General features: G+C 38.0%; 25 protein-coding genes. 7 read left to right on the forward strand and 18 right to left on the reverse strand.

The window, feature by feature from the left end; genetic code table 11:
• Window positions 1–186 precede the first annotated feature (186 nt).
• From ABVT42_RS14725 to ABVT42_RS14775, 11 genes are all read right to left on the reverse strand, one after another.
• A complete protein-coding gene (locus ABVT42_RS14725; protein WP_353898146.1) occupies window positions 187–411 on the reverse strand; it encodes a hypothetical protein in 225 nt (74 codons plus the stop codon).
• Between the two features lie 119 nt (window positions 412–530).
• Window positions 531–1025, reverse strand: coding sequence for a hypothetical protein (locus ABVT42_RS14730; protein WP_367024008.1), 495 nt, complete (start codon window positions 1023–1025; stop codon window positions 531–533).
• 24 nt (window positions 1026–1049) lie between these two features.
• Window positions 1050–1394 carry a hypothetical protein gene (locus ABVT42_RS14735; RefSeq protein WP_353898148.1) on the reverse strand — a complete coding sequence of 115 codons (345 nt, stop codon included), beginning with the start codon at window positions 1392–1394 and terminating at the stop codon, window positions 1050–1052.
• Entirely contained in the window at window positions 1395–1544 is a 150-nt protein-coding gene (locus ABVT42_RS14740; RefSeq protein ID WP_353898149.1) for a DUF4160 domain-containing protein, read from the reverse strand. It lies immediately after the preceding gene.
• A gap of 94 nt (window positions 1545–1638) precedes the next feature.
• On the reverse strand, window positions 1639–1965 hold the full coding sequence (locus tag ABVT42_RS14745) for a hypothetical protein (protein ID WP_367024010.1): 327 nt from the start codon (window positions 1963–1965) through the stop codon (window positions 1639–1641).
• A 68-nt stretch (window positions 1966–2033) separates the two neighbouring features.
• Window positions 2034–2363 carry a hypothetical protein gene (locus tag ABVT42_RS14750; protein ID WP_353898215.1) on the reverse strand — a complete coding sequence of 110 codons (330 nt, stop codon included), beginning with the start codon at window positions 2361–2363 and terminating at the stop codon, window positions 2034–2036.
• An 82-nt stretch (window positions 2364–2445) separates the two neighbouring features.
• Window positions 2446–2781, reverse strand: coding sequence for a hypothetical protein (locus tag ABVT42_RS14755; protein WP_353898214.1), 336 nt, complete (start codon window positions 2779–2781; stop codon window positions 2446–2448).
• Between the two features lie 89 nt (window positions 2782–2870).
• Complete coding sequence (locus tag ABVT42_RS14760; RefSeq protein ID WP_367024013.1) at window positions 2871–3197, reverse strand: hypothetical protein; 327 nt, start codon at window positions 3195–3197, stop codon at window positions 2871–2873.
• Between the two features lie 132 nt (window positions 3198–3329).
• Entirely contained in the window at window positions 3330–3650 is a 321-nt protein-coding gene (locus ABVT42_RS14765) for a hypothetical protein (RefSeq protein WP_353898120.1), read from the reverse strand.
• Window positions 3651–3755: 105 nt separating this feature from the next.
• A complete protein-coding gene (locus tag ABVT42_RS14770; protein WP_353898119.1) occupies window positions 3756–4568 on the reverse strand; it encodes an SEC-C metal-binding domain-containing protein in 813 nt (270 codons plus the stop codon).
• Window positions 4558–5046, reverse strand: coding sequence for a hypothetical protein (locus tag ABVT42_RS14775; protein WP_353898118.1), 489 nt, complete (start codon window positions 5044–5046; stop codon window positions 4558–4560). Before ABVT42_RS14775 ends, ABVT42_RS14770 begins: the two co-directional genes overlap by 11 nt.
• A gap of 816 nt (window positions 5047–5862) precedes the next feature.
• Between ABVT42_RS14775 and ABVT42_RS14780 the strand changes: the two genes are divergently transcribed.
• The 4 genes from ABVT42_RS14780 (at window position 5863) to ABVT42_RS14795 (ending at window position 7791) form a co-directional block, all read left to right on the forward strand.
• Window positions 5863–6666, forward strand: a complete 804-nt coding sequence (locus ABVT42_RS14780; RefSeq protein ID WP_367024015.1) for a tyrosine-type recombinase/integrase — start codon at window positions 5863–5865, stop codon at window positions 6664–6666.
• 163 nt (window positions 6667–6829) lie between these two features.
• A complete protein-coding gene (locus ABVT42_RS14785) occupies window positions 6830–7066 on the forward strand; it encodes a hypothetical protein (RefSeq protein ID WP_353896672.1) in 237 nt (78 codons plus the stop codon).
• 269 nt (window positions 7067–7335) lie between these two features.
• Window positions 7336–7461: a hypothetical protein gene (locus ABVT42_RS14790; protein WP_353896671.1), complete on the forward strand. Its 126-nt coding sequence runs from the start codon at window positions 7336–7338 to the stop codon at window positions 7459–7461.
• Window positions 7462–7476: 15 nt separating this feature from the next.
• The gene (locus tag ABVT42_RS14795; RefSeq protein WP_353896670.1) at window positions 7477–7791 is read left to right on the forward strand and encodes a hypothetical protein; all 315 of its coding nucleotides are present in this window, start codon (window positions 7477–7479) and stop codon (window positions 7789–7791) included.
• A gap of 248 nt (window positions 7792–8039) precedes the next feature.
• On the opposite strand, the gene ABVT42_RS14800 is transcribed toward ABVT42_RS14795, so the two are convergent.
• From ABVT42_RS14800 to ABVT42_RS14815, 4 genes are all read right to left on the reverse strand, one after another.
• On the reverse strand, window positions 8040–8492 hold the full coding sequence (locus tag ABVT42_RS14800; RefSeq protein ID WP_353896669.1) for a hypothetical protein: 453 nt from the start codon (window positions 8490–8492) through the stop codon (window positions 8040–8042).
• The gene (locus ABVT42_RS14805; RefSeq protein WP_353896668.1) at window positions 8492–8773 is read right to left on the reverse strand and encodes a hypothetical protein; all 282 of its coding nucleotides are present in this window, start codon (window positions 8771–8773) and stop codon (window positions 8492–8494) included. Before ABVT42_RS14805 ends, ABVT42_RS14800 begins: the two co-directional genes overlap by 1 nt.
• 71 nt (window positions 8774–8844) lie before the next feature.
• Window positions 8845–9051 (reverse strand): hypothetical protein, encoded by a 207-nt coding sequence (locus ABVT42_RS14810; RefSeq protein ID WP_353896667.1) that lies wholly within the window; start codon window positions 9049–9051, stop codon window positions 8845–8847.
• A gap of 381 nt (window positions 9052–9432) precedes the next feature.
• Window positions 9433–10086 carry a flagellar brake protein gene (locus ABVT42_RS14815; RefSeq protein WP_353896666.1) on the reverse strand — a complete coding sequence of 218 codons (654 nt, stop codon included), beginning with the start codon at window positions 10084–10086 and terminating at the stop codon, window positions 9433–9435.
• A gap of 89 nt (window positions 10087–10175) precedes the next feature.
• Between ABVT42_RS14815 and ABVT42_RS14820 the strand changes: the two genes are divergently transcribed.
• Window positions 10176–11549, forward strand: a complete 1374-nt coding sequence (locus ABVT42_RS14820; RefSeq protein ID WP_353896665.1) for an SLC13 family permease — start codon at window positions 10176–10178, stop codon at window positions 11547–11549.
• Window positions 11550–11557: 8 nt separating this feature from the next.
• Here ABVT42_RS14820 and ABVT42_RS14825 read toward each other — a convergent pair whose 3' ends face one another.
• Entirely contained in the window at window positions 11558–12307 is a 750-nt protein-coding gene (locus tag ABVT42_RS14825) for an enoyl-CoA hydratase-related protein (protein WP_353896664.1), read from the reverse strand.
• A 75-nt stretch (window positions 12308–12382) separates the two neighbouring features.
• Window positions 12383–13774, reverse strand: coding sequence for a M20/M25/M40 family metallo-hydrolase (locus tag ABVT42_RS14830; RefSeq protein ID WP_353896663.1), 1392 nt, complete (start codon window positions 13772–13774; stop codon window positions 12383–12385).
• A gap of 442 nt (window positions 13775–14216) precedes the next feature.
• Between ABVT42_RS14830 and ABVT42_RS14835 the strand changes: the two genes are divergently transcribed.
• Complete coding sequence (locus ABVT42_RS14835) at window positions 14217–14693, forward strand: glutathione peroxidase (protein WP_353896662.1); 477 nt, start codon at window positions 14217–14219, stop codon at window positions 14691–14693.
• Between the two features lie 70 nt (window positions 14694–14763).
• Window positions 14764–14985, forward strand: coding sequence for a SlyX family protein (locus ABVT42_RS14840; protein WP_353896661.1), 222 nt, complete (start codon window positions 14764–14766; stop codon window positions 14983–14985).
• Window positions 14986–15187: 202 nt separating this feature from the next.
• Here ABVT42_RS14840 and fabB read toward each other — a convergent pair whose 3' ends face one another.
• Complete coding sequence (fabB, locus tag ABVT42_RS14845) at window positions 15188–16402, reverse strand: beta-ketoacyl-ACP synthase I (protein ID WP_353896660.1); 1215 nt, start codon at window positions 16400–16402, stop codon at window positions 15188–15190.
• Between the last annotated feature and the right edge of the window lie 38 nt (window positions 16403–16440).

Genomic DNA, 16440 nt, shown 5'->3' on the forward strand with positions numbered 1-16440 from the left:
TTCCAATCCTCCCCAGTCCGGGACTTCACTAGACATAACCGCAGCACTTCCTAAAGACAAAATTATTAACAAATATATTCTTGAGATGATTTTCATAATTGTGATTTAACGTTTTACTTTGCGGCTTTGATTAGCGACTGCAAGGAGCGGTTCAAAGTCGCGCAACAGTTAATTGTTATGTTTAATTCACTCACTAATAATGCCACTTTGTATCATACGATAATAGCCACTTGAAATCGTATTTGCTGCTACAAATAAGCAGAAGGAAACGATTACTACATCTTTTAGCCAGTTAAAAAGACCTTTAGGATTGGATTTATGGTCTTTAACCGCCATAAATACAAAAAATGCGGCATATCCAATAAATACAAAACCAAATAGAAAGACACTTACTGCCAAGACTTTAGCCATATGCTACTTATATCCATGAAACATAACGCCCGCAACAACGGGTTGGGTGAGATGGCGGCATTTTTGCGGCTTTTTGCAAAAATGGTGACAGCTTACCCAAGTCCGATTGCTTGCGTTTGTTATACGTTTGTTGCCAAGTAATCATCAAAACTTCCAAATTTACTTACTACACCTTTGTCGTCACAGGTAATATAGAAACCTTGGTTGTCAACTAACTGGTTTATTAACATATCACTATATTGCTCGGGCAGTACCTTTTTAAGCATTTCGATTGCAGATTTTTTTGATTCCAGGTGGAAATGGCACTCACCGTCATCATGTGATCCAAACTCTCCGATACCGGGTAATTTTGCATTAAATTCAACTACCCCAATATCACCTTCCGATTTTAGAAAAGCCACAATATTTTTTACTTTATCAAATTTGGGTAATTCGTTTTCAGTGGCCCATACATATTTTTTGTAGCAGGTTGCACCAAAGCTTATTAATTGTATTTGTGCTTCTTCGTTGAAAAGAGAAAGTCCGTCTAAAGTAGAACATTCACCAAGATAAAGTGTTACACCATCAACAGTCTCTTTGTAGAGGTAAACTTTCGGCTTCATCTCAATTTTCATGTGCATGCGATCGTTATACGCTTACTATTTTACGATTTTACCGATATACAGATCTTCAACTGGGAAAATCATAGTGTAGTCATCCCAGTTTAAGTTTCCATCCACTATATCGAACCTCAAAAACTCAGACTCTTTTTTATATTTGTCATAGTCAGGATGACCCGAAGAAAATATAAAGGGCGCAAAGTCTAAATTTTGCTTATGCCCATCTGTAAATTCAATTTCTAGGATATGGGACTTAACATGGTGAGCGGACTTAACCAATAGTTCTGACATTTCGGCCCCTTTGTGTGATGATTTTTGGGGCAATAGGCTTCTTCTTGATGAAGTAATCAACCCACTTTTCAATAATTTCCGATGCATTAGCATTCACAAACTCTTCAAAATCTCGCCTTTTCGCCGGTTCCAGACCTTGCCCTTTGTCTCTTTGCCATTATATTTTCCATGTACATGAATAGGCTCATGTTCATTACTGTAGAAAAATAAAACGATCCCTAAGTACTCATACAGTTTTGGCATTTCTTATCTCCCTTTTTTGTGTTTGATAAATTTGCGTATAACGCAAAAAGCATGTGTGCGTATTTTGCATCACCTACCTTGACTGGTTAAATTTTTATCTAAGTGAAAATACTGAAAGCTTATGGGAGTTCTTATGGGGCCAACCAGACTTACACTCCCCACCTCCGAGAGCATAAACTTCTCTCTCCGCAGCTTTTGCCGTAATAACCAAAGATAAAATAGCCTTATCAAAATCTAGCTTTGGATCTAACCAAAAACTATTACTATTACCACAATCAGAATTGCCTGTACCATCTTTCAATACAACAAGAATTATACCTCCATCTGCTTTAATAGATGCTACTTTTCCTACATAATCGTTTGCTGCATAAGACAAACTAGGAAGCAACATAATTAAAACAAGTATTCCTTTGTAAAACATAGCAATTACCTTTTTGTTAATTTAACGCCGCGTTCATCAGTGTATCTGGTGCAACGCTTTGTTATAAATTAATTGCCACCAACATTATGTACCCTAATATATCCGTCACCGCACCCACCTTGACTATCGAAACCAATATAGGCTTTAGTCTTGGTTGTGTGTAAGGATAAAAGTCTAGAGTACATTCTATTTGCCGCAGACTCTGGAACATCTTTTGCAATTGCAAAGTAAACAGGGTTGCAGCTAGGATGGTTAGTCGGTTGATTATCCAGTTTAAATAAAACTGTACCTGATGGATAGGTATAAATAGCGACGATATTACCTTCGATATTCTTGTCGTATTCCGCATGTAATGAATGAGATAGAAGTAAAAAAACAATCCCAATAAACGAACGCATTTTGATTTCCTCTATGATTTATAACGCTTGCGTAATTTGGGAGGCGTGCTTTTCGCCGAATCAAATTCACGCACTGGTTACATTATTCAAAAACAAAACTACCGGTAAATTTCTTTGCATTTTCAGGTCCACATTCACTATCGTGAAAAATGGGTTTAATAGGAGTTTTAGACGCGTATGCAGCAAGTAAAGCGCTGTAAACGCGATCAGCAACCTTTTCATCTAAGGAGTTCCAATAAAAGCTCCATTTATTGTTATTTGCACAACCTGCTTTTCCTGCATAAACATCGCCTTGGACAATAATCACACTTGTACTATATATGTACATTTTGTCGATAACTGCTGATTTTCCTCCCCAATCAGCAGCTTGTAGTTGAGTCGTCAAGATCAATAAAACAGTACCTAGTAAAAACTTCATATTTCTTCCTTTGTAATTTTAAATTTGTGAATGTAACGCAAAAAGCATGTGTGCGTATTTTGCATCACCTGCCTTGACTGGTTAAATTTTTATCTAAGTGAAAATGCTGAAAGCTTATGAGAGTTCTTATGGGGCCAACCAGACTTACACTCCCCACCTCCGAGAGCATAAACTTCTCTCTCCGCAGCTTTTGCCGTAATAGCCAAAGATAAAATAGCCTTATCAAAATCTAGCTTTGGATCTAACCAAAAACTATTACTATTACCACAACCAGAATTGCCTGTACCATCCTTTAATATAACAAGAATTATACCTCCATCTGCTTTAATAGATGCTACTTTACCTACATAGTCGTTTGCTGCATAAGACAAACTAGGAAGCAACATAATTAAAACAAGTATTCCTTTGTAAAACATAGCAATTACCTTTTTGTTAATTTAACGCCTTGCACAGCGGAATTTTTGGAAGAGCCGTTGTGTGGTACCCGCCACACAAAAGAGCGATGGAAAAAATGTCCGCTGGTGCAACTTGTTATGCGTGGATTAATACTATTTTCTTAATTTTAGACCAGTAACTCTTGTATAGTTTTGATACTCGGTGCAGCTATTAAAACTTTCAAAATACGCTTCCAATTTTTTTCCCGCCATTTGCGCCGCAAGCGCTATAGAAAGACGTCTATTAGTAGCATTGTCGTTCCCATCCTTACCTTGTATATTAATCCAAGTGTTATTCACACCATCCAATTTTCCATGAATGTAAGTTCCACCATGATCGTACACCTCAACTTCGAAATCTGAAATCGTGCAAGAAACACCAGCAAATGACAGTGAAGGGAAAACTATAAGCATCCCGATTATGATTTTTTTCATATTAAATATCCATAATTATAAATTGCATAACGCCACGGCTCACAGGCGGGAAACCCGTAGCGCAGCGAAGGGTTTGCCGTCCTTGTGGAGCCGATTGTTAGCTGATTAATATGGAAAACGTACGTTGGCTTTTTCATCAGGAATATCTTTGAAGAATTGAAAATCCACATGGGGTATGGAAATTTCTTTTTCGTTAATGCAGCATTCCTCGAATTTCTTACCGCTTTTACAAGGGCAATCATCGCTTGGGTCTACTTGTGAAAACCTTTCTATTGCAAAACTCATGCGCGTCCAATGCGCAACCCAATCTTCAAATGCATTGTCAAGAAAACTGGATAAGTAATCAATAAGGGAAAAATCCAAGGTTTCATCATTGTGAAGTACCGAGTATTTTTGGACCGGCTTGGTAACTATTGAAACTTCCAAAAACTCTAGGTCATGTGCGACATGAACACACAATTCTCCACCGTATATTTTGCCCTTGACGTGTGAGCACCTGGATCTTGGCCTCACTTTATGATTGCATATGCTGCACGTATAATAACCAACTTTAAACCCTGGACTCACAAATACACAGTACGGGTAAAGAGACTGCCATTTTTCCACCTTATCTTTTATGAAACGGCATCTTGAGTTTATGACGAAATTGGAATCAGAGTTTCTTTCTATCGAATCAGCATCGATTTCGCAACGCTCCAGATCATTCCAAGCATCCCTGTACTTTCGAGACTTAATCTTATCAAACGCTTCAATATAACGGATATTTAGTTTTAGCGCTTCGGACTCCCTCCAGCAATTGTTGGCGAGCTCTTCATCTCCTGATGAGACAGCTTCTTTTTTCTTCTTTTCTAACTCATCTAATATTTGAGTTACAGCCTGATTGCGAGTGTCTTCAATGTTCGTGAGCTTAATCTTCATTACTGAATTCTTTTACTGCATCAAGGGCTTTACCTACCTCTTCTACTTTGCCGTCATAGCTCACAGTTGACGTGCTGCCATCTTTCTTTTCAACTATGAACTTTAAAGATATCTTATCATCTTTATTTGCCTTAAGTTTATCGTATATGTATGAGGAAATAACGCCACAGAATACGGGGATCACGAAATACTTTACAAATAATGTACCAAGCCAGAAGTCCGCTGCATGCAAACTAAGTTCTTTATAGTCCTCATCATTTGCATATATATCAGCCTTAATCCCATTGTCATTTAAAAAATCGAGGGTATCCAAACTTCCAGCATAAAACGAGTCATCCGTTCCGTGTGATGGTAGAATCAACACCCCTAATTTATTGATATTTTCCGACAACTCTTCTGGGGCATCTTGGGCTAATTGCTCAAAGGTGATATTTGACGTTAATACGTCGAATCGTTCTTTAAATTCTAATCCTGTCATCCTCTACGTTCCTCGACCAATGGTTTATGACAGCTAACGCTCAAATAAATAGAACGTTTTTCTTGTTTCTATTTTCATTTTCTTGTTAGCACCTTATAGCAGCAAATCCATTGTAGGAGAAATATAAATTGGTTTATGTTGTGGAACCACATAATATTCCCATGGGTCATATGGCACTATCGACTCAATAGAATATGAATTTAGTTGAATTAACCCTAAATTTTTAAACAATCTAACAAATACCAAACTCAAAAAAAACATCGAGAAAATAGCAGAGATTACCGAAGCTAGGCTATGCGTTGAAGTAAGCTCACAGTGAATAGTGTTATATGTAAAAGATGAACCCATTGCAAATACGAACAGAAGTAATCCCATCACTGCTAAGGCTATTGTTTTCTTCATATCAATCAAACTCCCTTTTATTCTTCAGTGTGTTAACAGCTGATTGAATGCAGTAAATCTCGTTAATCTTCGAGCGAGCTTTTACTGATTTCAAGTTATCTTTAATATCAATATTTTACAGTGGAGAAGATAATTTTCAAGTGTTATTACTCCGCTTTACTGCATATAAATACAGGCGTCATTTGTGTTTATTTTTTAAATCAACCACTTACCAATTACAAAGCGTAGTAAATACAAATACTTGACAAAAGACTACTTATTTGAATAGCGTTTATTTGAAACAACTCAAGGAGAGAATATAGTGAAAGAGCCACACAAACCTAGGCTTATGACACAAGTTAGAGCCGCCATTCGAACCCTCAACTATTCACTTTATACTGNAATATAGTGAAAGAGCCACACAAACCTAGGCTTATGACACAAGTTAGAGCCGCCATTCGAACCCTCAACTATTCACTTTATACTGAAAGAAATTATGTTTACTGGATTAAGCAGTTTATTCATTATCATCAATTACGACACCCTATAGAAATGAGTGATAATGAGGTCAACAGTTTTCTTACTCATTTAGCCGTTGATAAAAACGTTGCGCCTGCTACTCAAAATCAAGCTTTATGTGCGCTAGTATTTCTCTATAAACAGGTTCTACATAAACCATTAGGAGAAAATACCATTAATGCGGTGAGGGCAAGAAAACATCGGAATTTACCGGTTGTTCTTTCAAGCCAAGAAGTCAAAAAATTATTAGACGCAATGAACGGATTACCTAAGTTAATGGCGCAAATTATTTACGGAACAGGGCTAAGGAAAAATGAAGTTCATCGTCTTAGGGTTAAAGATATCGACTTTGAGCGTAACCAAATTACAGTTAAACGGGGAAAAGGAGGGAAAGATAGACCATTACCACAAACCTGCAAAACAGATCTAGAAAATCAAATAGCGACTGTTCCCAGAACTTTAATTATACGACGGCATCATATTCATCCATCAGTTTTTTCTAAGCATGTTCAAAAAGGTGTTAAAAAAGCTCTAATTTCTAAACATGTTACTGCCCATGTTTTTAGACATTCATTTGCCACTCATTTGCTGGAGTCTGGTGCAGATATAAGAACGGTTCAAGAACTACTGGGTCATTCTGATGTTAGAACGACTCAAATTTACACGCATGTACTTAATAGAAATTCCACGGGCACTTTAAGCCCATTAGATAATCTTTAACGGCATTTACCCACAAATTAATTAAGGAATTCTACATAAAAAAATAAAAATAATTCTTTAAATAAAACACAAAGCCTATTTAATTTTTTTCTATTTTTTAGCTCTTTTTCTCATGCACCAAATAACATTTTATGATAGTCTAAACAGGCTTACGGCTGGAAAAATGCTTTACTTAGACAGTCTGCTCGAACAGTTACGCGATAGTAAAGAGCAATCACTGATTAAAGCCATTCAGCTCAAACTCCACTGCATCGAAAACAACATCAACAACCAAATCACTTATTTACAACTTAAAGAAATCAAACCCGACTTACCGACGCTCAAACAAAAGTTCAGTGAACAGCAATATTATATTGATAAAGAACCGGCAAATGCGATTACCCGCTATTTTGAAAGCTAGCGTTAAATACAACCATTCATTTTTGGTGAATGGTTTTTCACTCTCATCAATTTTTTATAATGGCCTCTCTCAATGGAGCAAGCCGTGAGAGCAAATTATTTTGAGTAGCGGTTGGGTAATTCAAATCATTCATTGCAATCACTAAAAGTTCTACTAAGACGATACGGGACACCCCATACTCAAACCCAATCCTCTCAAATTCCCACTAGACAAACAATCACTGTTTCGATAGATTAGTGTTTAGGATTCAATAAATATGGATATTCATCATGACTCACGCACGAAAAACTCAAATCGATTTAAACCCCATTCGTGCAAAGATGGCAAAATCACTTGAAAAATCCGATTACACCAGTATTCAACAACGCATCAATCAAGTTAAAAATCAAAGCTAGTCAGTTATTCCTTTAATGAAACTCTCAACCTCCAATCACCAAAAGCATCCCAACAGTATCATTTTTTCGCTGCAAGAGAATATCCAGCTCACTGACTGGCTTGGACGAGCCATTCGAAAAGATAAACCGAGTTATATTCCATCGAATGAACCGCCCATTTTACAAAAACTTAATATTGCTAATGACGGTTTTATTGAATTAATGAAAGCCAAAGACGATTTATCAAAACTCACTATTATTGGCTCACCCACTTCACTAACTCACTATTTAGAAAATGCGCAAAATCATTTTGTTAAAGGAATAAATTTAAGTAAGCAGGTTTTTAGCTAACACAAACAATGAAATACATTAAATCATTGTTCACATCAGCTTTTGCTGAGAACTAACTACGCTTGAAATTTGAATTTTCATTAAAAGCCAACTCAAAATTCAAAATAAAACCGACCCAATAATTTAAAACTCCGCCATTTTTTCTTTATATAATTTTAAATTGCTTTAATCAAACCCATACAATAAAAAACAAGTTATGGATGTCCTTGTTCATCTGTTCATGTCCTTCTTCCGTGTGCAGCAATTTGTTAGGGCTTCGTTAAGCTCAGCCAATTTTTATGAAAAACTGATATTTTACTTTTAACGGGGTACTTGTTATTGAAAAAAGCGTACTTAGGGTGTGAAAATACTTTCAAAACCCACTGCTCATTGTTATCAAAAAACGAAAACATAATATCTCCTGAATCAGAAAGAGCAACATTTCTAAGCATTCCTTCCGAATACATTGCAGAAAGCTCCAGTGAATCCATAAGATCTAAGCTATTGCTAAAATAGTACACGTATAACGCCTCTTCAAAAGGGTTTCCTTCCGTGACCAGAATAAGGAAGTTTTCTCCAATTCGATACTGTGCTTCCAGCACCTTTCCTGAAACCTCAATTTGCTTTTTTAAATTTTTGTTTTCAAGCAACACTCTTGGTGTTTCATTAGGTTTTTCTATCGTATCTATTACATGAAATTCATTTATTTCCTTTGTGGGCATCAGAAAAACCACCCGAAAGTGAAATCAGCACCTAGCGCACCCAATGCGCCTCCTACAAACACCCCGATAGTGACACAAACAGGTGCACCCGGCCCACAAGCGAGTCCTGCCAGCGCACCGCCAGCAGCGCCTCCGGCGAAACCTCCACCAATTATTACTCCCTCTCTCGCCGTAGCAGGTACCTTATCTTCTGCAACAGCGATGTTGTAAACGGCAACACCGATAGTAACAACCAACAATCCTCGGCCCAGCTTACTATATTTGCTGGCCGCTGCATTCATAGATGGTCTTGGTCTACCAGAACTTTCTATAATCTCGAGATATACCCTATTTTGATTGGCGGCGGATAAATTCAAAAACCAAAACAACGCAAAAAAATAACTAAATACAAATGCCAAAACATAAATAAGCTTCGTTCAGCGCTATCATCAACCAGTCCATTTTCTAAAACTTGAGGCTGATTTATTATTTCCCAAACTCCCAAAAGCGTGACTGGCACAAGAGCTAACAACGCACAAACAAAACTATTCAACAGTTTATTCTTCATAATTTCACGCATAACAGATAATTAGCCCCCGTTACTTTTTAGCCATACTTTATACAGGCTAAGCAAATAATAAGGGTGTTTTTTATGAATACTACAACAGTTGGTGTGGACCTCGCAAAGGATGTTTTTCAAGTTAAATCAGCAGCTTACCAATTACAAAGCATAGTAAATTCAAATACTTGACAAACAACTACTTATAATAAGTTGCATATGTTTAAGATAATTCAGAGAGGAAAAGTAATGAATTAAGCCACCAAAAACCAGATTCATGACTTAGGTTAGAGCCATTATTCAAACATAAAATTGTTTATTTTAAACCGAAAGAAATGACGTCTACTTGATTTGTAATAGCTCAGCTTGTTCTGCTTGTTAGCCGTTTTTACCAAAGCTCAGCTAAATCATATGAATACTTTTTAGCAGCTCTTGGTAAACAAAACCTCGTAAAGCAATCATATCTTCTTTGTCGATAGTTTCAATATTAACACCGTAAGAAAAAACACTATTATCCGGATCCTCCTTAATATAAGTCACAATACAGTCCATAGTAATCAAACACTCAATATCGTCGATTTTAACTTTCATAGTAATATTCAAGATATTATCTTGCAGAGCAACTTTCATATTGGTTTCAATTCTGCCGCCAGAACAACTCATATTTAACAACCGTCCGGTTAATGCTGGCGAACTATGGGTTTTGTTCATCACGGTAACAGGAATATCGGTAGCCACCCTCACCTCTTTACGAACTTCGACAGTTTGAATCTCTTTGGGAATCTCAAGGTGTAAGTATGGGTAAGGCTGCCCACGAGTTGCCATTACTCGCGTAGTGAAACCGGAGGCAACATTTTTTACAACAAATCGCAGTGTCACCAGTTGCCCTTCGCGAATGAAAATCATTTTATCTCTGCCTGAAAATGGCGCGGAAACAATTACGCTGCCTTTGGGGTTGATACCATAAAATTTAACCGGGTAACGTTGTTCAATATTATCGCCAATCTGCAATTGCAGTGCATCGCCTACAGCCAGTCCTAATTCTTCTACTCTCATCGGCGAGAACCTGAATTCCTCATTCAAAATCTTTTCAATTAAGTGTAGACTTTATTTATATAAAAAATACAAATCTTATTATTCTAACCATGAACAATATAAAATCGACTATGCTTTGGTTTGCTCCGCTAATCAGTTTACTATTAGCTGTTTTACTTTACTGGTTAGGATTTGAGCGAAATATTATTATCGTCGCGGCGGTTACCATCGTTTGTGCCATATGGTGGATTTTTGAACCCTTGCCTATCCCCATTACATCGCTTTTACCATTGGCAATTTTTCCTATGACTGGCGTGTTATCATCTTCTCAAACTGCTCAAGCATACGGGCATCCATTAATCTTACTTTTATTGGGTGGATTTATATTGTCTCAATCCATGTCCTATTCTGGTGCACATCGACGTATTGCTTTACATATGATTCATTTATTTGGTGGCTCTTCTCCTAAACACTTAGTAATGGGTTTTATGGCAGCAGCAGCCGTATTGAGCATGTGGATTTCAAATACCGCGACCACCTTAATGCTGTTGCCTGTAGCACTAGCCACTTTGGAAAATGTCAAAGACAAACGCCTGACCACAACCCTTTTATTAGGTATTGCTTATGCGGCTAGCGTGGGCGGAATCGGTACCCCAATCGGAACACCACCTAATATGCTATTTTTATCTACGTATCAAGAAGCGACAGGTCACTCACTTGGCTTTTTAGAATGGATGAAATGGGGTATACCACTAGTGGTACTGTTTATACCAATAATGATGTTATGGCTAACTCGCAATATAAAATCAGGCGAGAAGATTGAAGTTCCGGCGGTGGGTCAATGGTCAACCATTGAAAAGCGCGTGATGTGGGTATTTGCGGTGACGGCATTACTCTGGATTACTCGACAGGAGCCTTTTGGTGGCTGGCGAGCGTTAGTTGGCCTACCGAATGTCAACGATGCAACTATTGCATTGTTGGCCTGTGTTGCCATGTTTATCATCCCTGATGGAAAAGAAGGACGTCTGCTTGATTGGAAAACGGCTAATCAAATTCCTTGGGGGGTTTTATTGCTTTTTGCGGGCGGTATTTGTATTGCAAAAGCCTTTGCGGCCAGTGGTTTAAGTGAATTAATTGGCGGTCAGTTAAGTGCAGTCACAACGCTGCCGATCATCTTATTGATAATCACCATTGCCTTGTCAGTGACTTTTTTAACAGAAATAACCAGTAATACTGCAACAACGGCATTATTGATGCCAATACTTGCATCGGCTGCTTTAAGCGCCCAAATTGAGCCTGCATTAATCATGCTGCCTGCAGCTATGAGTGCCAGTTGCGCCTTTATGTTACCTGTAGCAACGGCACCCAATGCGGTGATTTATGGCAGCGAAAAAATTACCGTTCAACAAATGATTAAAAACGGATTTGCGCTTAACTTAATTGGTACGGCATTAACTACACTGGTATGCTATTTTACCATCTAATTTAGCAATTATTTGCGAGATAAAAAGGCTTGAAACGCAGCTTTTGCTGCAGGTGTTTGCAAGCGTTCAGCAAAAATTTGCGCTTCTTTTTTGATTAAAGCAACCGTCGATTCTCGGTCATCTCCTTTTAACACCTGCTTAGTCGCGACAAGGGAATCCAGTGAATTGGATGCGATTTTTTGCGCGTATTCTATAGATTTAGCCAGCATCGCCGGTGCATCACTAAACACTTGGTTAACCAGACCACTAGATAGCGCCTCATCTGCTAATATATTTCTGCCACTATAAAGCCAGTCATTGGCTTTAGCCACGCCACACCGCTGTGCCAATAAACGACTCGAACCGCCTTCTGGCGTTAACCCCAGCTTGATAAAGGGCAACGAAAATTTACTATCGGCTGCGGCAAATACCATATCACAATGCAACAGCATAGTTGTGCCAATACCTACAGCAGCACCATTTACCGCAGCAATAATTGGCTTTTCTAATTTTGCCAGTGTAATTAAAAACTGCACGACATGACTTTCTAAATTAAACTCCGTTTGCAAAAAGTCAGCTAAATCATTACCTGCTGAAAAATGAGCGCCACTACTGCAAATAAGGATAACTTTAATTGATGAAAGCTCACTGGCCTCCCGCAATCCGGCGAGTAACTCACCATACATCGCATCGGTTAATGCGTTCATTTTGTCAGGTCGATTAATGGTAATTTGATAAACCGAATCAAGTTGTTCGGTTAATATTTGTGCATTTGACATAAATCCCCCAAGGTTAAAAATTTAATTTACTCTCCATTATAAAACCTTAAGGGAATTGTTTATAAATAAACACAATTATCGACTGATTTTTTGCTCACTATTTGCAGTTAAATAAGCAAAAACAACATAAGCAGCGACATTTTGTGCCAGATTTTGTGGATCAACTTTATCCAGCGTATCATCGGCAGTATGGTGAACATCAAAGTAATCAGTGCCATCCTGATGCAATGCAAAAACAGACATACCTTGTTCAAAAAGCGGTATTAAATCCGGTCCTGGTCTGGCTTGATTATTCACATACTTTATCCCGAGAGGGGTCATTAGTTGGCTCATGCGATTGACCAATTGCAAATTATCAGGTGAGACATGCGACGAAAAAGCATAGATTTTACCCGCACCAAAATCCGATTCAGCACCGGTAACGTGCAGAGGCATTTCTTGTTGATGCGCTTTAGCATAAGCTTTCGCACCAATTAATCCTTGCTCCTCATTGGCCCATAAAATAACTCGAATAGTTCGTTTTGGGCGGTATCCACTTGCGCCAATCAGTTTTGCCGCAGCAACAGTAATAGCAACACCTGCACCATCATCAATTGCCCCAGTACCTAAATCCCAAGAATCTAGATGTCCACCAATAATAATTTTTTGGTCAGGCAATTCACTGCCTGACATTTCAGCAATCACATTTTGTGAAGTATATTCTTCGCCAGGTCCGGAGTTTAATTGCAACTTCATTTTAACGGGCTGTTGACGAGCAAAAATCCGCTCTAACAAATCTGCATCGGGGTTTGAAATAGCCGCAGCAGGAATTTGCACGACATTATCTTTATATCGCATCATTCCGGTATGCGGTAAACGATGAGAATCTGTACCAATAGAGCGAATAACAACCGCAACTGCACCCTTTAACGCTGCTTCAGAAGCGCCATTACCTCGAGCTCTAACAGCAGGCCCATAACCACTGCCATCTTTAAATCGCTCCATTTTTCGGCTGATAAATACTATTTTACCTTTCGCTGAATCAGCCTTTGAATCAATTAAATCTTCTATTGTGTTAAAATGAATAACTTCAGCTTCGATTCCTTGATCAGGCGTTGGTACACTATACCCAAGTGCGGTTACTTTAAGTTCATGTTCGTAAGGAGCAATAATATACGCTGATTCGTGACGTCTAACCCAGGTTTTAAAAGAAACCGGCTCAGTCCAAACTTTATCAAATTTTAACGACTTTAATTTTTTAACTGCCCAATCAACTGCTTTTGCATCTTGCGGTGTTCCGGGCATGCGGTGACCGACTTCAGTGGTTAATGACTCTAAAATTTCATAGGCAAGTGGGCTTTTCAAAGCTTTATCACGAATAGCAGCAACAATTTCATCTTCAGTTTGCTGCGCGCCAGCATGGATATGAACAGGACTCAGCACAACCAGGGTAAAAATAAGTAATGTATTTTTTATATTTTTAAACATTCATATGCCCCGCAAAAAAGGAATTTTAATTTGAGTTTTAAATATGGTTCATACCATAAGTTCATCTCTAAAAAATAACAATACTCAATATTCATAGATTCCCTTAATAATTTATTTGTTTATTTATTTCAGCTTAATTTAAAAATCGATTAAATTAGGTAGTTTTCAAGATTCACCTGCATTAGCAATAATTTTATATTGAATAACGGCGTATAAAATGGGTTATATTAAAATGTTAATATATAGGTTACTTAATTAGATTTAGAAATGACAAAGTTCGACATATTGTGTGACAATTGATTCTTTTATTGAGTGGCCGTTGCAGCAGGTCTATAATTTGCGCAATCAACATGAGCAAAGTTATCGACACAGCAATATTGTCGGTATTTTTAAGTCAATACATCATCTATTGTGAAACACTTCAAAGTCAGTGAGGTCACCAATGTCAATTTATCAGTTTACGGTACTCGATATTCAGGGTAACCCCGTCTCACTTGAAAAATATAAAAATAAAGTACTGCTCATTGTTAACACCGCAAGCCGATGTGGATTTACACCACAATATACGGGTCTGGAAAAGCTTTATGAGCAATTTAAAGATGAAGGTTTTGAAGTATTAGCTTTTCCCTGTAATCAGTTTGGCCAGCAAGAGCCTGGCAGCGATACCGAAATACAATCCTTCTGTGATGTGAATTACCAGATTTCATTCCCGCTATTTAGCAAAATTGAAGTCAATGGCGATAACACCATTGCGCTTTATCAATATTTGAAGTCTTCGGCGAAAGGTATATTAGGTACTGAAAAAATAAAGTGGAACTTTACCAAGTTTCTAATTAATCGCAATGGCGAAGTCGTACAACGTTATGCTCCACAAGACAAGCCAGAAAAAATTGCAAATGCTGTACAGGAATTGCTGTAACCCAATTTTAAATTCAATTTTGATCTTAATTTCAAATCGATTAAAACCTAAATACCAAAGAGCAGGACTAATGACCCATACAAACGAAATCATTGAACGCATTGAAACGCTCGAAATCAAAATTTCGTTTCAGGATGATTTAATTGAAAAATTGAACCTAGTTCTTATTGAGCAACAAAATGATATTCGCAAGCTGACTTACCTACTTGAAAAAGCCAATAATAAAATAGAAGATCTTCAATACTCAACGCAGGATGCCACCATACAAGAGCCTCCTCCACCGCACTATTAAACCTATCGTTGAGTATAACTATTTAAACCATCATGTGATTTAAAATGTAGCTTCTACAATTGCCAAATGTTCCATTAAGAAACATCAAGTAAGGAACAACAATTATCGTTCTTTCTTGTTCACAACAAATCATTGGCGTAATATAAAAAAACGCCTGAATTCAGGCGTTTTTTAAAACAAGTTTAGCGCTTTGGCTAACCGATTACCTTTTAATTTTTTGAAAAACCAAACTGGCATTGGTACCACCAAAACCAAAACTATTAGATAAAACAGTATTGAGTTTTGCCGCTTCTGTTTGCTTAACAATTGGGAAGTTTGTCGCAACAGGATCAGTTTGTTCAATATTGATTGAACCCGCGATAAAGTCATTTTCCATCATCAATAAGCTGTAGATAGCTTCGTGCACACCAGTCGCACCAAGTGAGTGTCCTGCTAAAGATTTAGTTGAACTAATTTTAGGGATTTGCTCACCAAAGATTTCTTTAATTGCATTTAACTCTGCGGTATCTCCAACTGGTGTTGATGTGCCATGCGAATTAATATAGTCGACTTCTCCTTCAACGTCGGCCAATGCCATTTGCATACAACGCGCTGCGCCTTCACCTGATGGTGCAACCATATCATAACCATCAGAAGTTGCACCGTAGCCAACCAGTTCAGCATAAATTTTTGCACCACGTGCTTTAGCATGTTCGTACTCTTCAAGAACAAGACACCCGCCCCCAGATGAAATAACAAATCCATCACGTGTTTCATCATACGGACGAGATGCGGTTAATGGCGTATCATTATATTTTGATGACAATGCTCCCATTGCATCAAATAACAGCGTTAAACGCCAATCTTCTTCTTCGGCGCCGCCAGCAAACATAATGTCCTGCTTGCCAAATTGTATTTGTTCAAACGCATTTCCGATACAGTGGGCACTGGTGGCACAAGCAGAAGAGATTGTATAGTTTACGCCAAGAATTTTGTATGGTGTCGCCAAACAAGCAGAAGTGGTACTCGACATCGTTTTAGGAACAGCGTAAGGGCCAACCTTTTTAACACCGCGTTCCAGACAAATATTGACCGATTCAACTTGCGTTTTTTGAGAACCGCCACCCGATCCCATAATGATACCGGTACGTGGATTAGAAATCAGATCCTCGGTAAGCCCTGAGTCTTTGATTGCCTGGGTCATCGAAATATAAGCATATGCCGACGCGTCTCCCATAAAGCGTAATACTTTACGGTCAATATGTTCTTTGACATCAATATCAGGTTTACCTGCAACCTGACTACGCAAACCCACTTCTTTATATTTTTCCATAAAACGAATGCCAGACTGTCCTTGCTTAAGCGAATTAACAACGCTGGTTACATCATTCCCTAAACAAGATACAATACCTATGCCTGTCACTACGACTCGTTTCATTCTGTTACCTCAAATTGATAATAAATTTATTATCAGTG

The organism is Aliikangiella maris, from assembly GCF_040719265.1.
Taxonomy (GTDB): domain Bacteria; phylum Pseudomonadota; class Gammaproteobacteria; order Enterobacterales; family Kangiellaceae; genus Aliikangiella; species Aliikangiella maris.